The 16948-nt window shown below is 44.8% G+C and carries 18 protein-coding genes; 5 read left to right on the forward strand and 13 right to left on the reverse strand.

The features are described 5' to 3' along the window. Nucleotides 1–3 precede the first annotated feature (3 nt). The 8 genes from AC3OH0_RS04610 to nucS form a co-directional block, all read right to left on the reverse strand. The gene (locus AC3OH0_RS04610) at nt 4–873 is read right to left on the reverse strand and encodes an NAD+ synthase (protein WP_498344928.1); all 870 of its coding nucleotides are present in this window, start codon (nt 871–873) and stop codon (nt 4–6) included. A 30-nt stretch (nt 874–903) separates the two neighbouring features. Then, the gene (locus AC3OH0_RS04615; protein WP_498344929.1) at nt 904–1569 is read right to left on the reverse strand and encodes a TIGR00296 family protein; all 666 of its coding nucleotides are present in this window, start codon (nt 1567–1569) and stop codon (nt 904–906) included. Then, nucleotides 1550–2086: a Mut7-C RNAse domain-containing protein gene (locus AC3OH0_RS04620; protein ID WP_498344930.1), complete on the reverse strand. Its 537-nt coding sequence runs from the start codon at nt 2084–2086 to the stop codon at nt 1550–1552. Before AC3OH0_RS04620 ends, AC3OH0_RS04615 begins: the two co-directional genes overlap by 20 nt. Next, entirely contained in the window at nt 2079–2903 is an 825-nt protein-coding gene (locus AC3OH0_RS04625) for a CBS domain-containing protein (protein ID WP_498344931.1), read from the reverse strand. Before AC3OH0_RS04625 ends, AC3OH0_RS04620 begins: the two co-directional genes overlap by 8 nt. A 2-nt stretch (nt 2904–2905) precedes the next feature. Next, nucleotides 2906–3856, reverse strand: coding sequence for a CBS domain-containing protein (locus tag AC3OH0_RS04630; protein ID WP_498344932.1), 951 nt, complete (start codon nt 3854–3856; stop codon nt 2906–2908). Between the two features lie 75 nt (nt 3857–3931). Beyond that, nucleotides 3932–4207 carry an LSM domain-containing protein gene (locus AC3OH0_RS04635; protein WP_193436064.1) on the reverse strand — a complete coding sequence of 92 codons (276 nt, stop codon included), beginning with the start codon at nt 4205–4207 and terminating at the stop codon, nt 3932–3934. A 45-nt stretch (nt 4208–4252) separates the two neighbouring features. After that, nucleotides 4253–4783 (reverse strand): class I SAM-dependent methyltransferase, encoded by a 531-nt coding sequence (locus AC3OH0_RS04640; RefSeq protein ID WP_193436065.1) that lies wholly within the window; start codon nt 4781–4783, stop codon nt 4253–4255. A 2-nt stretch (nt 4784–4785) separates the two neighbouring features. Then, complete coding sequence (nucS, locus tag AC3OH0_RS04645; protein ID WP_193436066.1) at nt 4786–5583, reverse strand: endonuclease NucS; 798 nt, start codon at nt 5581–5583, stop codon at nt 4786–4788. A 95-nt stretch (nt 5584–5678) separates the two neighbouring features. Between nucS and AC3OH0_RS04650 the strand changes: the two genes are divergently transcribed. After that, nucleotides 5679–6314 carry an RNA methyltransferase gene (locus AC3OH0_RS04650; protein WP_193436067.1) on the forward strand — a complete coding sequence of 212 codons (636 nt, stop codon included), beginning with the start codon at nt 5679–5681 and terminating at the stop codon, nt 6312–6314. 8 nt (nt 6315–6322) lie between these two features. On the opposite strand, the gene AC3OH0_RS04655 is transcribed toward AC3OH0_RS04650, so the two are convergent. Further along, nucleotides 6323–6610, reverse strand: a complete 288-nt coding sequence (locus AC3OH0_RS04655) for a hypothetical protein (RefSeq protein ID WP_193436068.1) — start codon at nt 6608–6610, stop codon at nt 6323–6325. Between the two features lie 65 nt (nt 6611–6675). On the opposite strand from AC3OH0_RS04655, the gene rqcH reads away from it, so the two are divergent. Together rqcH and AC3OH0_RS04665 are read left to right on the forward strand one after the other, a co-directional pair. Continuing rightward, entirely contained in the window at nt 6676–8670 is a 1995-nt protein-coding gene (gene rqcH, locus AC3OH0_RS04660; protein WP_498344933.1) for a ribosome rescue protein RqcH, read from the forward strand. Between the two features lie 65 nt (nt 8671–8735). Beyond that, entirely contained in the window at nt 8736–9968 is a 1233-nt protein-coding gene (locus AC3OH0_RS04665; protein WP_498344934.1) for a methionine adenosyltransferase, read from the forward strand. 5 nt (nt 9969–9973) lie between these two features. On the opposite strand, the gene AC3OH0_RS04670 is transcribed toward AC3OH0_RS04665, so the two are convergent. From AC3OH0_RS04670 to AC3OH0_RS04685, 4 genes are all read right to left on the reverse strand, one after another. Further along, complete coding sequence (locus AC3OH0_RS04670) at nt 9974–11905, reverse strand: DUF460 domain-containing protein (RefSeq protein WP_498344935.1); 1932 nt, start codon at nt 11903–11905, stop codon at nt 9974–9976. A 62-nt stretch (nt 11906–11967) separates the two neighbouring features. Further along, nucleotides 11968–12843, reverse strand: coding sequence for an RIO1 family regulatory kinase/ATPase domain-containing protein (locus AC3OH0_RS04675; RefSeq protein WP_498344936.1), 876 nt, complete (start codon nt 12841–12843; stop codon nt 11968–11970). Next, nucleotides 12840–13985, reverse strand: a complete 1146-nt coding sequence (locus tag AC3OH0_RS04680; protein ID WP_498344937.1) for an aminotransferase class V-fold PLP-dependent enzyme — start codon at nt 13983–13985, stop codon at nt 12840–12842. The genes AC3OH0_RS04675 and AC3OH0_RS04680 overlap by 4 nt, the downstream gene beginning before the upstream one ends. Before the next feature lie 17 nt (nt 13986–14002). Then, nucleotides 14003–15355, reverse strand: a complete 1353-nt coding sequence (locus AC3OH0_RS04685) for a RuvB-like helicase (RefSeq protein WP_498344938.1) — start codon at nt 15353–15355, stop codon at nt 14003–14005. Between the two features lie 231 nt (nt 15356–15586). Here AC3OH0_RS04685 and AC3OH0_RS04690 point away from each other — a divergent pair, with 231 nt between their 5' ends. Together AC3OH0_RS04690 and AC3OH0_RS04695 are read left to right on the forward strand one after the other, a co-directional pair. Then, the gene (locus tag AC3OH0_RS04690) at nt 15587–16417 is read left to right on the forward strand and encodes a hypothetical protein (RefSeq protein ID WP_498344939.1); all 831 of its coding nucleotides are present in this window, start codon (nt 15587–15589) and stop codon (nt 16415–16417) included. A 53-nt stretch (nt 16418–16470) separates the two neighbouring features. Further along, entirely contained in the window at nt 16471–16947 is a 477-nt protein-coding gene (locus AC3OH0_RS04695; RefSeq protein WP_193436076.1) for a hypothetical protein, read from the forward strand. Nucleotide 16948: the final 1 nt, after the last annotated feature.

Raw genomic sequence — 16948 nt, forward strand, 5'->3', positions numbered from 1 at the left:
AAACTACAAATAGTCGAGTTCTCTGATCGGATTATTATTCCATGGAAGACTGGGCACTGGCGGAAACCGTCTCTTATGTCTTGATGAATAATGCATTTTCAAAACCTTTTCAACAGCTTTTCTTGGGACACCTGTAGCTTCCGCAACCTTGTCTGGCGGTAGTTTCTTGTCAAACAACCCATACAATATGAGATCTACTTCTTCATACTTCAAACCTATCTCCTCCTCGGCCAAGTGATCCCTCCACAACCTTGGTGAGCTAGGTTTCTCAGTTATTCTTCTCGGCAAACCCAAGCGCCTACCAAGCATTCTTACCTGGGTCTTAAACAAGCATCCCAGTGGGAGGATGTCCGCTCCTCCATCACCATATTTCGTGAAGTATCCGATTAAGAGCTCTGACCTATCACTAGAGCCTGCGACAATCCCGTTATAACGGTTAGCGTAGTAGTACATTATAGCCATCCTTACCCTTGCACGCAGGTTGCCCGTGTCAAGCCTCCCATCAATGTTGAACCCCGGTATGACCGAGAAAGAATCAACTATCCTATCTATCTCAATCACGTGATACCTTACACCATACTTTTCAGCCAGCGAAACAGCATCATCCACGTCTTCTTTCGGGGTAACCCTTGTATCTGGAAGTATTAAAGCGGTAATTTTCTCTCTATCAACCGACTCGGCTAACACAGCTAAAAGCGTTGATGAGTCAATGCCTCCACTCAAACCAATAACGAAGATGTCAGCCCGTGTTGCTTCGAAATAATTTATCACGAAATCCTTAATTACCGCTAAAGCTTTCTCATAATCTATTTCAAGCACATCCTTCACGGCTATTTTAATAATCCCACCCCCACCATTTGCTGGTTTAGTCACGAGTCATTCTCAGAGTTTAAAAGAGCCGTCTCATCTCTTAAAACACTCGTTCACGTACTCTTGAGACAGGTCTCTTTCGTAAATATCTCCTTTAGGTGTCTTCTCCTTGAAAACCCTGCCCTCATAATAGTATATCCTTGTAGACGGGTCAAGCCAGCAGTCAGGTCTTAGACCAGCTTTGAGACATGTTTCTGAGAGGAATTCCTCACGCTCCCAGCAGTACTCAACTGGAACAACAGGGAGTAGTGTTCCTTTATAAAACCCTTTTTCAACAACAAGCCCATGCTTCCCTATAGTTATCAGCCTGGGCAGTAATTTTCTATCAGAAACTATGATGGGCGTAGGGGTGGAGAGAACTGTTACCTCGACTAAAATCTTATCTAACTCCCAGGCAGAGACCGGGGGAAACCTGGGGTCTCCGGTGGCAGCCTCGATAGCGGAATATATTGTCGACTCCAACAAGCTGTATACAGGGGATAGGAACCCTATGCAACCCCTTAAACTAGTGGCCTTCTCCCCCAGGTATGTTTCAATAGTTGTGAAAGTCATCCCTGGTCTTTTAAACTTCTCTGGTACATCTTCAGGAGGCTTCAACGTCTCTCCTTCAATAACTATTTTTTCAATCGCCTTCCTAGCTAGCCTTACAAGGAACACTCCTTCATCAAGAGATATTTCGCTAGGATGAACCGGAAACATCTATGATCCCCTTTTTAACATCCATCCGATTCTCCTCTAATTTCTTTCTCGCTGTTTCAAGAACTTTCTCAATCATTCTCCAGTGACGCCCAATCCAGTAGACTTTTCCACACCGCGGACACTCCCAGAAATCCTCATGCAGTTTGTAAACTTTCTCGGGTACCCTGTCCTTAACCGCTTGCCTGCTAACTCTCCTCAACGGCGTATTGTCCTCTGGGCATCTGGTATTGTTGAAATCAACGCTGAGCTTAATGCCCGTGGTGAGCGCAATGAACGATAAACGATCCTCGAGATCATCCATCCAGAGATAAATGCTTTTCAATCCCTTGTTTAACGCGCGTCGGTGAAGCCCTCTATCCCTCGTAACGATATATCTTTTCTCCTCCTCCGCTATTTGAAGAATTTTCCAATCCTCAAAATCCTTGTTATACACGGTGTCGTAGCCCAGTATTCTAAGCCATCTAGAAAGAGACCCCAGCATGTTGTCTACTATGAATTTAACATCATTATTATCCAATTTGCCTTCCCGAGAGTAAGCTTATTGCAAGATAGTTTATTAACTCCGAGTCAGTGACCACGCCTTCGAAACCCTTCTCCCCTACTACCACCGCACCCTTTGTGTCTGACTCGTAGATAGATTTGGCAGCTTCACCAATGGAGGAGCTTACTTTAATTTCCAGGTTAATCTTGGTCATATAATCCCTTGCGATTAACTGGGATATCCGTTCTTTTCGGAACTTTTCCGGGACATTCTTTATGAATGTTGCAAAAGCGTAAGCAACCTCCTTGACAGTTAAATATCCTACGGGTTCCCCGGATTCGTTAACTACGATGACGAAGCTTTTATCAGTTCCCAGAATCTTCTGTCTAACATCTAGGAGTGAGTCGGAAGCTCTGGCCTTCAATGGATGATTATCCACAATATTTTTAACATGCGTGGAATCGTTAAACAGTAGCCTCAGCAGGGATTTTCTGATAATTGCTCCATGTAAAGCCTCATCCTCTACAGGTATAATGCCATACCCTCTCGAGCTCATAGTTTTCACAAGCGAGACGAGGTCTGTGTTTAAGGAGGCTTTATACGGGTTCTCAGTCATGAAGCCGGAAATCCTCAGCCTCCCGAGAGACGACCTCCTCAGTCTCTCCGAGACTATCTTCACTAAGACATCTCTCGAGGTAACTACGCCGCACACTCTTTTACGGCCGTCAGGCATGTACCCCGTTACCAATGCCTTATCAAGACCCGTCTTCTCTAGATGTCTTACAAACTCCATAAGTGAATCGTTCTTATCCAGCACGGGTATATCAGAGGAGATGAAATCCTTGATCATCATGATCATAACCTCTTAGAAGCTGTTGATAAGGCGTACAAAACGTCTCTCTCCGTTACTATTCCTTTCAAAACCCCTTCTTCATCAGTCACCAACACGGAGCTAACATTCCTAGACAGCATTTCATAAACTGCTTTCGCAAGGTCTTCATCCTCCCTTACAGTCACCAGGTTCTCGCTCATGATTTCCTCGACTGGTACAGATAATGCTTCGAGAATATTTCCAGTAATTGTTTTCTTAAAAGCTTCGTGAGAGCCGAAGTACCTTACCACGTCCACGGCTGTTAACATTCCCACAACAACTTCTCCATCAACCACTGGCAGTCTTCTAAATCCCTGGGTGATCATTTCCTTCATTGCTTTTTTCAAACTAGATTTTCGATCAATAACGGCTACAGGGGTTGACATAACATCCTTAACAATGAGCCCCGTGGAGACTACGCCTGATAAGTAAACCACCATGTCGTGTTCTGTGACTATTCCCTCGAGACCTCCCTCCTTGTTAACAACAAGGACGACGCCCGACCCTGTCACAGCCATTGCTTCGAGAACATTGATTATTTTAGCAGTATCCGGTACTTGAACCATTCTACGGGTCATTATAGTCTCTACAACCTCTCTCTCCAGGGCGCTGTAAAGGTTAAGCCCATACCTCTTCTCCACTATATTGAATAGCGAACCCCCTCCCAGGTAGTCCACGATGTTTGAAGCGTGCAGAATGCCTAGGGGGCGGTTTCCCGTGGTTACTACGAGGGATCTAAAACTACGAGACATTTCTTCAACAGCTTTCATGATGGTTGCAGAGGGGCTTATTACTTTTACTTCACGCTTTACAACGAGTTGAAGCTCTGAAGGAGCCTTGTAAATGTGATCATTAAAGTTGGGGGTGCCGTCGCTTCTCAACCACCGGTAATGATCAATTCTGCGAGAAATGGGTTTACGCGAAGAGTGTGTCATTAGGCTCACAATTATAATATTATTCTTTAGGCAATATTAATTTTAATAAATTCCCTAAAACCCTCGTGTTGTTCATTACAAGGAGACTTTTTCAGGCGCAACCTGTCCATAGTTAACGCTTATGTATTGGATGTGGCTTCCACGAATTATCAGCTTCCCATACCTGGCAACCGGTTTCCCATCCTTCGAGTACTCTGTGCAGTTGCTCATGACCACGTTCATAGTGTTGTCTATTAGATCCAAATTCCCAACGTACTCGTACCCGCCCTTTATCTTTACGAGAACGATCTGCCCCTCAGAGCTCTTCAAAATTTTGAAAGGGCTTTGCGGCCTAGCTAGTCTGGCAGCCATGTTAAACACCTTCTCTTAAACTCTCTTAACCACTATTCGAACTATTTAAAGATATCTTTTCCGGAAAACGTAAACCTCATCAATCAATACCCCCACATGCTCGAAGCGGTTGTCAAATACTTTTGGAGGTAGAGAAGCAGTTTTAGAGTGCTTAGTGATTATGACACTGTTTCTTGCAACCCTTTCTAGCTCGGCAACAGCTTCTAAGGGGTTTTCAAGATTATCCCAAACCGTTATCATAATCGCATCGTCCACAGAACCGTCCTTAAGGGGGAGGTTTTCAGCGAATGATACGATGAAAATTACACGGGGATCCCTAGGGTTCTTCGAGGCTGCTCTACGGATCATTCCCTCGCTCGCATCAATACATAGGTACCTCAACGGTGTTTGTTTAAAAGCTTTTTTCAAGAACTCGTAAAGTAGTCCGGTACCGCACCCGATATCCGCTACATCACGACCGAGCCTCACACTTAGTTTGCTGAAAATGAAGTCATACTTCAAGAACTGCTCCTCACCGTATAATTCATCGTAGGAGTTGCTTGTTATGTCGTACTTGCTGACCACGCTGGGCTCCAAGGCTAACCCTTCCTCCCATCATTCATGTATTCGAGAAGGGTGGAGTCGGGTTTTTTCCTGCCTGATTGGCTCAACATTCTTAATTTCTTTAAATCAATCTCCTTAAACTCCAGCTTCAGTTTCGCGAGTAGCTCCAATGCTCCAGGGGTAAATGATGGTGCGAGCAAGATCCCCCTTACATTGCTGTTTACCCCGCTCTTATAATTCTCCACATAGTTGTATAATTGGAAAACCGCGTCGCGATCCCCCATCACTCTTTTAATCTCTACAAGGACATGGTTGTTATTCGAATCCAATCCAAAAATATCCACAGCTCCCTGCCCTATCCGCTTCTCCTTCTCCAATGGTTTAAACCCCGGTTCCAGCAGGTCAGGATTGTCGAATATTATATCCCTTATCTCCGACTCGCTCAGATACATTACGAACTCTGCAGCATCATGGAAGACTCCTTCAATGATTAGAAAAATCCTGGTGAAAAGTATCCTGAGATATTCGCGAGGACGGTTTCTAACCGCCATTAAGGATAATCCTTCACCACTTCTCAGCCATACTTCAATGGTCGTCGTTGATGGCTGCCAGTTAACAGGAGAATACCCCTTAGGCCTATGCACGAGTACAGCCCCGTCTTGTTTTACAATTACCATCCTTTCTCCCAATCCAAGCTTAGACGCGCTTCTCCCCTCGTAGTCGATATAGCATTCGCCGATAACGATGAGTAAGTGATTTCTAGCCAAACCCTCCTTAATCGTTCTCAAAGCCGATTCCAGGTCAGGATTTTCCAAAACCTTGGCGACAGCCATGCATTATCACTAACGGGTTTATCGCAATCACTAAATATTAATCCCACATGTAAATATTTTACTCCGAGAACACCACGTTAGACAAGGGGGAGTTCTTGACGCCCTCCAAGCCATTGATAGTGATAGAGCACTTGGAAACCGGGGTCAGCCCCTGGTTACTGCTCGAGTATCGGCACTGCTCTAAAATCTATGGGAAAGACTTTCTACTCATCACGAACCTTCCTGCTAAGTATCATAGACTAATCGGAAAGTACGCTAACGTGTGCGAGAAAAGCGTTAAAACCTTGATCTCCGATGGCAAGTTGGAAAAGGATTCGACAATTATTCTCGACCCTAAAAGCCCTGTTAAACTGGATTTCAACGCTCTGAGCAACGCTAAGCACGTAATAGTTGGGGGTATACTAGGCGAACACCCGCCTAAAGGCCGAACGTACGAGTTGCTGACTAAGGAGTTGGAAGGTGTTAAATCGTTTAACATCGGGAATGGGCAGTTCAGCATTGATGGAACCGTTTACTATGTTAGCTACCTTCTTAACCATAGGAGCGATGAAGGCTTATCGTTTATCGATGGTTTGACCATTGAATACTTCGAGCCTGTTTACCGTATCGTAAGCCTGCCATTTAGGTATCCTCTGGAGAATGGTGAACCGGTTATCGCGCCGGGGTTAAAATACTATTTACAGTACAGGAGGCTTCCCGAGGAAGTGTGGAGGGAAATTAATGATCCATAATTACTTCTTCACATGATTGAGTAGATCTCGTTCAACACGTATGACGTCAGAAGCCAAGATGCATAGTACGTTAACAATCCTCTGAGGTATAGGTTGAAAGCCTTAGAAGGTTTGTAAAACCGGTAGGTTAAGAAGATCGTTACAGCGTATAGGATGGCTGCACCAGTCCAAGCAAACGTGTTCAAATCCTTTAGTGAAACAATTCTCAATAGTCCGAGAAGGTAAACCAGAAATCCGTAAGAAACCCCCGCGATAAGCCTAAGCAAAACAATCTTATCCTCCGCGCTCAGCACCATGATTCATCCTCTTCAAGAGATTAATTAGAGGAGAAGATTTTATAATAAACTGCTGGTGCTCGATAGTGCTTAAAAAATCCATGGACATCTTAGACGTCTACGCCTGGATATCTACCAATAAAAACAAGCTACTGGAGTGCTTCGTGGATAACGCCTACTTCTCGAAAAACAAGTGGATGTTGAAACTGAGAGGTAAAAACCTTGGAACACCCTATCTCACCATACAGCCCGGTGCAAGGATAAACCTGTCCCAGACAGAACCAGCGTTGAAAACCATTGATCATTTCACAAGATTCCTTAGAAGCAGGCTGAGGGATTCTAGGATTGTCGAGGTCTCCATGCCAAGGTGGGAGAGGATTATCGAGTTTGAGGTTGAGAAACATGGTGAGAAAACCAGGAATATTGTTGAACTTCTCCCGCGGGGACTATGGGTTGTTACTGATTCAGAGTACAGAATAAAATACGCGAGCAAGCTAGTCGAATACAGGGATAGGGAGATAAAACCCGGTCTCCCATACAAGCCACCCCCGTCTAAGGGAGTGCCCCCTAGTGATGATTCACTTGCAACATCACTACTCCAAGGCAAAGACCTTGTGAGAGCACTCGTGTTCAACTGGGGCCTGCCTGGACATATTGCTGAGGAGATTATCTATCGTGCAGGGTTATTTCCACGGAAAAACGACAGCCCTAAAACCTTGTCCTCGAGCGACATAGAAGCATTGATAAATAACTACAAGCTACTCGCAGATGAAGCAGGAAGAGGGAAAGGATACCTCGTACTGGAAAAGGAAAACCTTCAATTATTCACTGCCTACAACCCGTCATTGTTTAAAGAGGAATACGAGTTTGAAGTGAAAGAGCTGGACTCGATCGATAGCGCGATAGACATCTACTTCACTCGGTTAGAATCGCTCCTGGAGCTCGCGGAGAAACAGGGTGAGATGAAGGCAAAGCTGGATAGTTTAAACCAGAGAATACTTCGGCAGAAAGAAATAATCTCTAGTTACCAAAGCCGGTTAGAGGAGTTAAGCAATACGCTCTCCTTAATATACTCCTACTTCACAGAGGTCTCTAACATTCTAGAATGCGCGAGGAAAACCAGGGAGGAGAAAGGATGGGAGTACATTGTTAAGGATTGCCCGGGAATAGTAAAAATCCATAAGGATAAGGGAGAAGTAGAGCTCTCGGTAAACGGGAAAGTCATCACCTTGTCGATTAGAACACCCCTTGAAAAAATAATAGTAGAGCTTGAGAAGACTAAGGGAGAGTTAAAGAGGAAAATAGAGGCTGCTTTAAACGCTTTAAAAGAGATTGAGAAGGAATATGACTATACGAAGATGGAGCTAAACAAGGTCTCAGCGTCAAAAATAATCTCGATCAAGCCTAGGTCATGGTATGAAAAATTCCACTGGCTTTTCACAAGGAACGGCTTCTTAGTAATAGGTGGACGTGACGCGTCACAGAATGAAGTGATAGTGAAAAAATATTTGCGGGAGAAAGACGTCTTCCTCCATGCTGATATACACGGGGGTTCTGCAGCAGTCTTACTAACAAACGACAAAGACCCATCCCCCCTGGATATAGAAGATGCTGCATTAATACCGGCTTGTTACTCAAAGGCTTGGAAAACCGGGATGGGGTTCATAGAAGTATTCTGGACCATGGGTTCAAGCGTGTCGCTTACACCTCCTTCGGGCGAGTATCTTCCGAAAGGGGCTATTATGGTTTACGGGAAGAAGAATTACCTGAAAATTCCTTTAAGGCTCGGTCTAGGAGTAGACGTGGTCTGCGATGAAATCTACGGACCTTACTACAAGGTTTTCATATCACCGCCGGAAGTTGCGAAGGACAAGTCAGTAGCATACGCGATTCTCGAGCCAGGAGATGATAACGTTCAAGAGGTTGCAAGCAAGATAGCCAGTTTCTTCAGCGAAATTCTTGGAAACTTTCACGGGTTCTCCATTTCAATAGCTCCTGCAGAGATAAGTGGTTTCATACCGGGGAAATCCGTTGTTAAGCTAATCCAACGCGGGGATAAGCGGGTTGATTGTAAAGAATAATTTAAAATTTACAATGCTATTACCTTATTATTGATTTTAAATTGTTTCAGACTAGGTGACTCGGTATGGAGAGAAACATAGAGGTAGAATTGTTGAAAATGCAGAGCGTCAGAGCGATGAAGGTTGAATTAGTTGAGAGGAAAGGGTTGGGTCATCCGGACTATATCGCTGACTCCGCAAGCGAAGTAGCCTCAAAGGCTCTATCTAGATATTACTTAAAACACTTTGGAACAATTCTCCATCACAACCTAGATAAGACACTGCTGGTCGGAGGCCAGTCTTCGCCGAAATTTGGAGGAGGAGAACTACTTGAACCTATTTACATCATTGTCGCTGGCAGGGCGACTACTGAAGTTAAAACTAACGATGGCGTTGAAAAAATTCCATTCGGCAAAATAATTGTTGAAGCAGTTAAGGACTGGATAAAGAATAATTTCAGGTACCTGGATCCCGAGAAACACGTGATAGTGGACTATATGGTGAGAAAGGGGAGCACCGACTTGGTAACCGTTTTCGAAGCCGGTAAAAAATCCATACCATTGGCAAACGACACTAGTATTGGAGTAGGATATGCGCCCTTAACAACCCTTGAAAAACTTGTATACGAGACGGAAAGACTGCTCAATTCACCACGATTCAAGGATAAGCACCCGGCTGTGGGTGAAGACGTTAAAGTCATGGGGTTAAGAAGGGGGAAGACCGCAGCATTAACGATCGCCGCTGCAATAATCGACTCGCAAGTAAGAGACATGGGAGAATACATCAACACTAAGGACCAGGTGAAGGAAGCCGTCATAGACATGGCATCCAAGATCGCGCCGGATTTCGATGTAAAGGTTTTCGTAAACACTGCAGATCTTCCAGACAAGGGGAGCGTATATTTAACTGTAACTGGGACATCCGCAGAGCACGGTGACGATGGTGCCACAGGCCGGGGGAACAGGGCGAACGGGTTGATACCCCCAATGCGCCCAATAAGTCTCGAAGCCACGGCAGGAAAGAACCCGGTTAACCATGTAGGGAAGATATACAATGTAGTAGCGAGGCAAATAGCTGAAAGGGTTTACAGTCAATTCAGCCATGTGTTCAGCGATGTCTACGTTGAAATCCTCAGCCAGATCGGGAAGCCAATAGATAAGCCGCTAGTCGCTAGTATAAAGCTGATACCGTTGGACATAAACATGGCGGAAACCCCGTCTCACATCATTAACGAGATTCAAGCAATAGCTAATGAGGAGCTTGAAAACATCGTCTATGTAACTGAGCTTGTATTGAATGACAAGGTCTCACTGTACTAGGATACTTACTCCTTGATACCTCTTGATTTTTGATATTCCTCTATAAGCTTCCTTATTCTTGACCTGGTTTCAAAAGCCTCAATTAGTTCAAGTTCTTCCCAAATATGACGAGCTGTTTCTTCAACACTCCTTTCCAAAACCACGTAATCTTCTAATTCACCTAGTACTTCAGCCCTCACAACGGGAATCCTCAATACCCTGGAATCCACGGCTTGATCCTTTGAAGTCACAACATATCCCTTGATGGATTTTAAAAACTCTATTGTTTTTGACTCGATAATTCCTAATTCGGGTGTGAAAACCCCTTTGTGCCTTCTAACCTTTTCCTTCAACAAGTCGTCTTCAACGATTTTGTTCAAATTAACAGCTTTAGGCAGTAGAATATGACTCCCTTCGGAAACCTTTACTATCAAATCTCTCAGCCACTTACGCTCTTCCTCCAAGGCTTCGATAAGGTTACGAGATTCCTCCAGTCTCCTGGTAAGATTCACCAGGTTCACCTCTAACAGTGAGATTTTTCTCTCGTAGTCTTCATCGTAGGTTTTCCTTGACTTAAGGAGTCGGACCTCGGTTTCAAGATCTTTTAGCATCTTCTCCTTTTCCTTCAAGTCGTTCGAAAGCTTGTGAACAATTGCTTCTAAAGTCTTAACTCTCTCCTTCAACCCGGAGTCGCCAGCTTTCTCGAAATGGGTTGAGGGTTTATGCTCGATTTCTACCGGCTTAGAGTGTTCTTGAACCCTTCTCCGATATACTTGTTCCAGAACCTCCGAGAGAGACCTGCCCTTGATTACTTCCGAAATCACTGAGTAGGCATCAACACCTTCAATATTTCTCAACTTAGATTTCACTTCGAGAATAATGTTTAGGTAATGCCTGTAGGCTTTCAGTGCCGCCACTAATGCGTCCCTGGCGTGAGAATCCTCGATCTGAAAATCATAAGTCTCTTTCAACTCGCTAACGAGCTTATTCTTCTCATCAACAGTTATATCGCGTTCAGGAGCGTAAACTATTGCACCCAGAAGGGTGCCTATCTTCTTAACTAGTTCCGGTGGGTTTGAAACATCGGTGGCTACAACAACCACTTTGCCATAACTGGAAATTGTGGAGATTATTTCATATCTATCGATGGTTCTCCAGCTTTTCGCGAACACAGGGCGGCCGTCTAAATCAACGAGCGCTACGCCAACAGTCATCCCAGGGTCAATACCCATTATTAAGGGTCTTTGAAGCCCTGCGCTCGCCATTAATGGTGTGGACTTGAACGGTTTCACCACGATCTTAACGTTCTTATAGCTTACTGGTTTGATCAAGCCGTAGAGGCTTTCCCTAGGCGCGTAAACTATGAAAACACTTTTTTCAAGCCCCCCGCGGCTTTTCTTAACCATCATGTCATATTCAAGATTGTTCTCATCCAGTATCTTCTTAACCTCCTTGGTAGCTTGAAGTATTCCTGCTTTTATACTGCGTTTATAACGCTCCTGGCTCATCCCTCCCTGCGAAACACTCCTCCCTCTTGTGATGATAATCTTTGTTTTGTTACTGAAAACCTGAACCTCCGAACCATAACCCTTGGAAGCCGCTACGGCGTTTAGATACGCTGTTTTTAGCGGGGTTAAATCCATCCTGCTTCCAAACAACTCCTTGGAAAGCTCCCTTGTGCTCACAAATTCTGCCCCTACCTTAGTTACCTGGACAATTTTACACGTATGAGGTATCAGCTCCATTAATTTCTCAAGCTTATCAACACTGCTTGCGAGTTCGAAAACATTGTCAACCGCTACTACGTCAACATGGTGTTCAATAACCAACCGTAGAACCTTGTACAACGGGAGGTCCTCGTATGAAGCTACTATTTCACCATCTTTAAGAATCACTGCTGAGTATTTGGGCTCCTTAGAGCTGAGAGGGGAGCTCCCGGCTTGAATATCGATTCCCATTATCGTGGTAATCCTAGTCCACCATCGTGTTGATTATCCACTTGAATTACTTATGAGTTATACTACCCTAATATTTTCTTCAACGCGTCTTCAACCTGTATGTTGACTCGATAAACTTTACTGAAGAACTTAACCAAATACTCCACATCTCTTCTCAACAATTCCATCGATGAAGGATGGTCTTTGTAAACATACTGGGGCCAATCGATTATAAATGGAGCCTCATCATCTATTTTTATTATTATATTGTACTCGCTTAAATCACTGTGAACTATTCCAACCTCCTGATACGCTATTCTCAACGTATCTATAGCCTTCCAAAAAACTTCTTCAGGGTTTTCGAGTTGAGGCCTTCTGTAAAGCTCCACGCCTTCCACGTACTCGGTAACGACAACGTGTCTGTCATAACCGAACGGGATGGGGACAAGAGCCTTCTGCAAGGATAGTTCTTTCAAAGCCTTAAACTCTCTCTCAGCCGCAATCCTCGCTTGCTTATACCATGACGTGTGCGGTTTCTGAACCCATGTCCTGAGTATTTTAGTCCTGCGAAAACTTGTACGCCCTATTCTGAGGAATTTAACCGCAACCCTTACTCCTCCGGGCGCGAGGCCCACGTATATTTCGCTCTCTTTTCCAACACCTATTTTATCACCCAGAGCTTCCAGAACGTTTTTCCTCACCAAGCCGTTGAGAGCCAGCATATCATAACCTAGGTAGGTGAGCCTATAACTCTTGTACCCAGCTACCGTCTCTTTTTTCACCATTTTCAACCTGCTCAACTTGCTAAGGATTAGCGTCAAGTGTTCTTCGATGATCCTGGTTCTTTTCTCAATTAATTCCAGCGGAACATACTCGTATTTTGAAGAGTACTCTTCAATCGCTTTCAAAACTGCGAGGTCTTTTTCCGTTAAGCTTTTATAAGCGAGCCCTATGTTCAATCGAAACCACTCCTTGCATGGATTTTGTCCAAAGCCTTCAGCAATGTATCAACATGCGTTTTCGTTACATGAGGCATTATCACCGCCCTAGCCGCTTGAAGGGAGGGAGACTTGTAAAGAAATATTCCTTCGTCAAACAGCTTCTTAACCATCTCAACGTAGTCGTAGAGTTTAGATTTCCAAACCACGATAGGCAATACTGGTTTGAAAACCTCTACAAACTCTCTACTATCAAGCTCCTTGAATAGATACAGAGCCGTATCCTGCTGTAGGAGCGCCTGCTTTTCATAACCCTCTAAACCTATAGCTTTAACCACGGCCCATGAGGCCACCAGGGATGCTCCAGGTCTAGTGCCTAACAGTCCACAATTCATGCCGGATGGTAAATAGTTCATTTCAAAACAGGCTTTTCCAACATATGTTTCATCCCTGAAAAACAATAGGCTTGATGGGATAGGCGCTCTACCATTCTTGTGCAGGTCTACCGAGATGCTGGAGACGCCCGGGTAAAACGAAAGGTCTGAATCAATGATCCCATGTTTATGGAGGAAGGGGATTAGCAACCCGCCGAAGGCTGCGTCAACATGCAAGTAGACATCGTGTTTCAACGCTACTTCCGAGGCTTCTTTAACCCTGTCGACAACTCCTGACTCAGTTGTCCCAGCGGTCACGACAACGGCGAAGGGATTGTAATCTCTAACATATTTTTCAAGAATATCGGGGTCGACAGGGCTTAAAGGATTCACAGGTATCTTAACCAGCCTTGAACCCATGAGTAGACACGCCTTGTCGATGGAGGCGTGAACGGTGGAGGGAGCTACTACTACATCACTCTTACCCTTGGAAACCCTTTTTGCCACGAACAATGCTAGAATATTGGACTCCGTACCTCCACTGGTGAACAATCCGTATCGAGAGCCATACAGGGATCCTACTGTCGCGAGCAGTTCTTTCTCAAGCTCTTGAACTATTGGAAACACCACTGGATCGTTACCGTTAACATGAATGAACAATTGGTAAGCGTAAACCCCTATAGGATGAGGCCACGTGGTCATGGAGCCGAGGATTGCTCCTTCAAAATGTTTCGGCGTTCGTGAATACCATTCCTTCAACTGGGAAACGATCTCATCTAAATTATCCAACAAAATCCCTCGAGAATTTATTTTAAAAACAACTTTTCATACTCTCTTAGATACTCCACACTCGTGGATATGTCGATGAATAGCTTGCGAGCCTCCTCAACGTCTTCTACATTGATTTTTGAATCGCCTCTCTGCTCAGCCAGTATTCTAGCAGGCTCCATCAGTTGGACAGCATACCTTAAGCTGTGTTTCGAGCCCATTTCCACTAGTTTCTCAAGGGCCTTGGGATCTAGCTCAACCTCTTCCTCCTGGGCTCTTATCTTAATGATCTCCCTTATCTCGTCCGCGTTATATGGTCTCGTGGGAATGATCAACAATCTGTCGAGCAAGTCCAGCGGCATGCCGTGAGGAGACTCCATATCGGTCCCCCTTATCCTTGCAACCCCCCTGTTGGTAGCCAGTATTAGAATAGGCGCGAACTCGCTCTCCATCGCCCTTGTTAGGAAGCTGAAAGCCTCTATGTCTAACATGTGAGCATCATCGATAAATAGAACGCCGGGAACTATCGCTGCCTTCTTCTCCTCAATCCATTTCCTCACAGTTTCATCAACCTGTTTCCTAGCCTCTGAAGGAATCTCCCTCTCCAGTGTGAAACCGAAAATGGAGACTAGAGACCTCTGAGCTGCAACATACACGTCTAGATCGTGAAGTGTTAGAACATTCACTATTTCCTTCTCCTTTTTCACGGGGCCCGAAGGAGCTTCAACAATCCTCCTTGTTTCAACATCATAGGTTTTAACATCCTGGAATTCTCTAACCCTCCCCTCCCTGTGAACCCTGCCTGTTTGAGCATCAATCCATATGACATCGCCTTTCCTCACACCCAGCTCTACTATCTGCTGGGTAACCTCCTCCGGGACTGTTAAAGTGACTTCCTCATCCCTTGTAGCCAGCGTTATCTTCGCCTCACGTGGAACAACCAAGTAAGGAACCAGAGGGTGTTTAGCCCTTCTTATCACGATGTTTTTCACAACGCCTTCGTAGACAAGCCTTCTCTCGGTTAGTCTAACGCCAAGAGCTTTTCGGACGGCCTCCATTAAAATCTCGGTCTTTCTCTTCTCGCTACTGTAAACCTCGCTCCCGCTCATTATTACGAACGGGGTGTCTTCCCCAAGTTCTCTAGCGATGGCAACAGCCAGTGCTGTCTTACCAGTGCCCGGGGGCCCGACGAGCAGTATACCCCTTCCAGAGATACGGCCCTCCCTTATCATCTTAACAACTATTCCAGCAGCCTCCCTGGCCTCAGCCTGCCCCACCAACCCGTCTGCGACCATAATGGCTTTTCCATTCTCGTCGAGACCTAACCCTCTGATATGGCTGTGTGCACTAATCCTTTTAATCCTGTATGATTCGACCCTTATCTCGCTCATCCCCCAACCCCTAGAGTACTATTATATCATAAAATAGTTAATTCGGAAACACTGTTTTTAACGCTAAACTCAGAGCCGCTGAATTCTTCATCAACCCCAGCCCCTAAGGCTTCGAAACGAGGTCTTCATCATCGCTGAAAACATCACTTGAACACTATTTCTAATCTTAGACTAGAGAGGTTTAAAAAAGCGTTTACATTTAGCTATTAACAAGATGGGCGTGCGAGATAAATGAAATCTCCGAACGAGATATTGAAGCAACAAGTCGAGGAAGTGTTGAAGCGGTTGGGGGACAAGGATTCTCTGAGAAAAGAGATAGAGAGGTTAAAGCATTTAAGCTCGGCCCTTGAATCAGGAGAATACCCTCCCATAGTGAACAACATCTTATACTACTCCTTCAACGCGGCTTTGACCAAGCTGTTTGAATTGAAAGAGTATTTGAAGAGTAGAGATAATGAAATAGAGCTCTACTACCTCCTCCGCGAGGCAAACACTGCGTTAGAAACATATGTTGGTAGTTTGAGAAGCTCGCGTAGGAGAGAGATAATTCAGCTTTCACTACCAATATACTTATCCGTAATTGTCTACCTGATCGGGGCGATAACGGACCCCGTGGATATAAACATTCTTACATTGGTTTTGGGAGTATTGGGCGCAGGGCTCACATATCTCACTATTATTGGGGGTTACGTTGCGATAATTGGTGCGTCACTATTAAACATTGCCATAACGTTACTCACCCAGGGATTAAAATCCCTTGGCAATGTCGTAATACACTTGCTGATACTTGTCTCAGCGGTTACTTACGTATACATAATGTTCTCGCTAAAATCCGAGGAGTACCGTGAGAAGCTGAACAAGTTGTTCACAGATACTTCGCAAGTGATTGAGAAGGTTGCGGAACCCGCGGATAAGCGGGAAGTGGAGGAGTTGTTGAAGGAGATTCAGGCAACCCTTTCCGTTTCCACAAAGCAATTACTCAGCTATAAAGCATCTGTCATGGTTATGAACGGTTTCAGGCCTGAGGAGCTGAAGAAAATCCTTTCAAAATATGTTTATTAGCTGATAAACTATATTACGGATTATTTGGTTCTACAATTATTGAGGTGTGCGTGATGCCCAAAGAGCAGGCTCAGCAACCCACGGCTGAAAAGAGTAAAGAGGTTAAGATTGTTGCGAAGCAGGTGTTTACCCTATCCGATGTTGAGAAAAACCCGAGAGCCCTGAGACTTCTCTACGTCATAAACAACGTAGGGAGCATAAGCGAGAAAGCGCTCCAATACCTCCTATACTACATGAAGGAGTCAGGGGCCGATCTTAAATACGCGTTTACAATGATAGGCGGCGTGCCAACTTCTAGAGAATTGCTGAATGAAATCCTCAGCCTCAAATACGTCGGCCTGTTAGAGTCCCTGCCGAACAGGAAGATCGTTCTAACAGGGCTTGGGAAGGAATTCCTGGCAAATCACTTAAACACTTTAAGCGAGGAGGAGAAGAACTTGCTAAACAAGGTTTTGGAAGATGTTAAGCCGAAAATCGTTCCAATCGATGCTGAAGTCGATATAAGGTTGAAGAGGCAGGGTAGAAAGTAGG

Source organism: Thermosphaera sp. (genome assembly GCF_059755995.1).

Bases quoted from the DNA above. Each gene is read 5' to 3' on its own strand.
- AC3OH0_RS04615 (WP_498344929.1), bottom strand. From the start codon at position 1,569: ATGTTTCCGGTTCATCCTAGCGAAATATCTCTTGATGAAGGAGTGTTC.
- AC3OH0_RS04625 (WP_498344931.1), bottom strand. From the start codon at position 2,903: ATGATGATCAAGGATTTCATCTCCTCTGATATACCCGTGCTGGATAAG.
- AC3OH0_RS04630 (WP_498344932.1), bottom strand. From the start codon at position 3,856: ATGACACACTCTTCGCGTAAACCCATTTCTCGCAGAATTGATCATTAC.
- AC3OH0_RS04635 (WP_193436064.1), bottom strand. From the start codon at position 4,207: ATGGCTGCCAGACTAGCTAGGCCGCAAAGCCCTTTCAAAATTTTGAAG.
- nucS (WP_193436066.1), bottom strand. From the start codon at position 5,583: ATGGCTGTCGCCAAGGTTTTGGAAAATCCTGACCTGGAATCGGCTTTG.
- AC3OH0_RS04655 (WP_193436068.1), bottom strand. From the start codon at position 6,610: ATGGTGCTGAGCGCGGAGGATAAGATTGTTTTGCTTAGGCTTATCGCG.
- AC3OH0_RS04665 (WP_498344934.1), top strand. From the start codon at position 8,736: ATGGAGAGAAACATAGAGGTAGAATTGTTGAAAATGCAGAGCGTCAGA.
- AC3OH0_RS04670 (WP_498344935.1), bottom strand. From the start codon at position 11,905: ATGGGAATCGATATTCAAGCCGGGAGCTCCCCTCTCAGCTCTAAGGAG.
- AC3OH0_RS04685 (WP_498344938.1), bottom strand. From the start codon at position 15,355: ATGAGCGAGATAAGGGTCGAATCATACAGGATTAAAAGGATTAGTGCA.
- AC3OH0_RS04690 (WP_498344939.1), top strand. From the start codon at position 15,587: ATGAAATCTCCGAACGAGATATTGAAGCAACAAGTCGAGGAAGTGTTG.
- AC3OH0_RS04695 (WP_193436076.1), top strand. From the start codon at position 16,471: ATGCCCAAAGAGCAGGCTCAGCAACCCACGGCTGAAAAGAGTAAAGAG.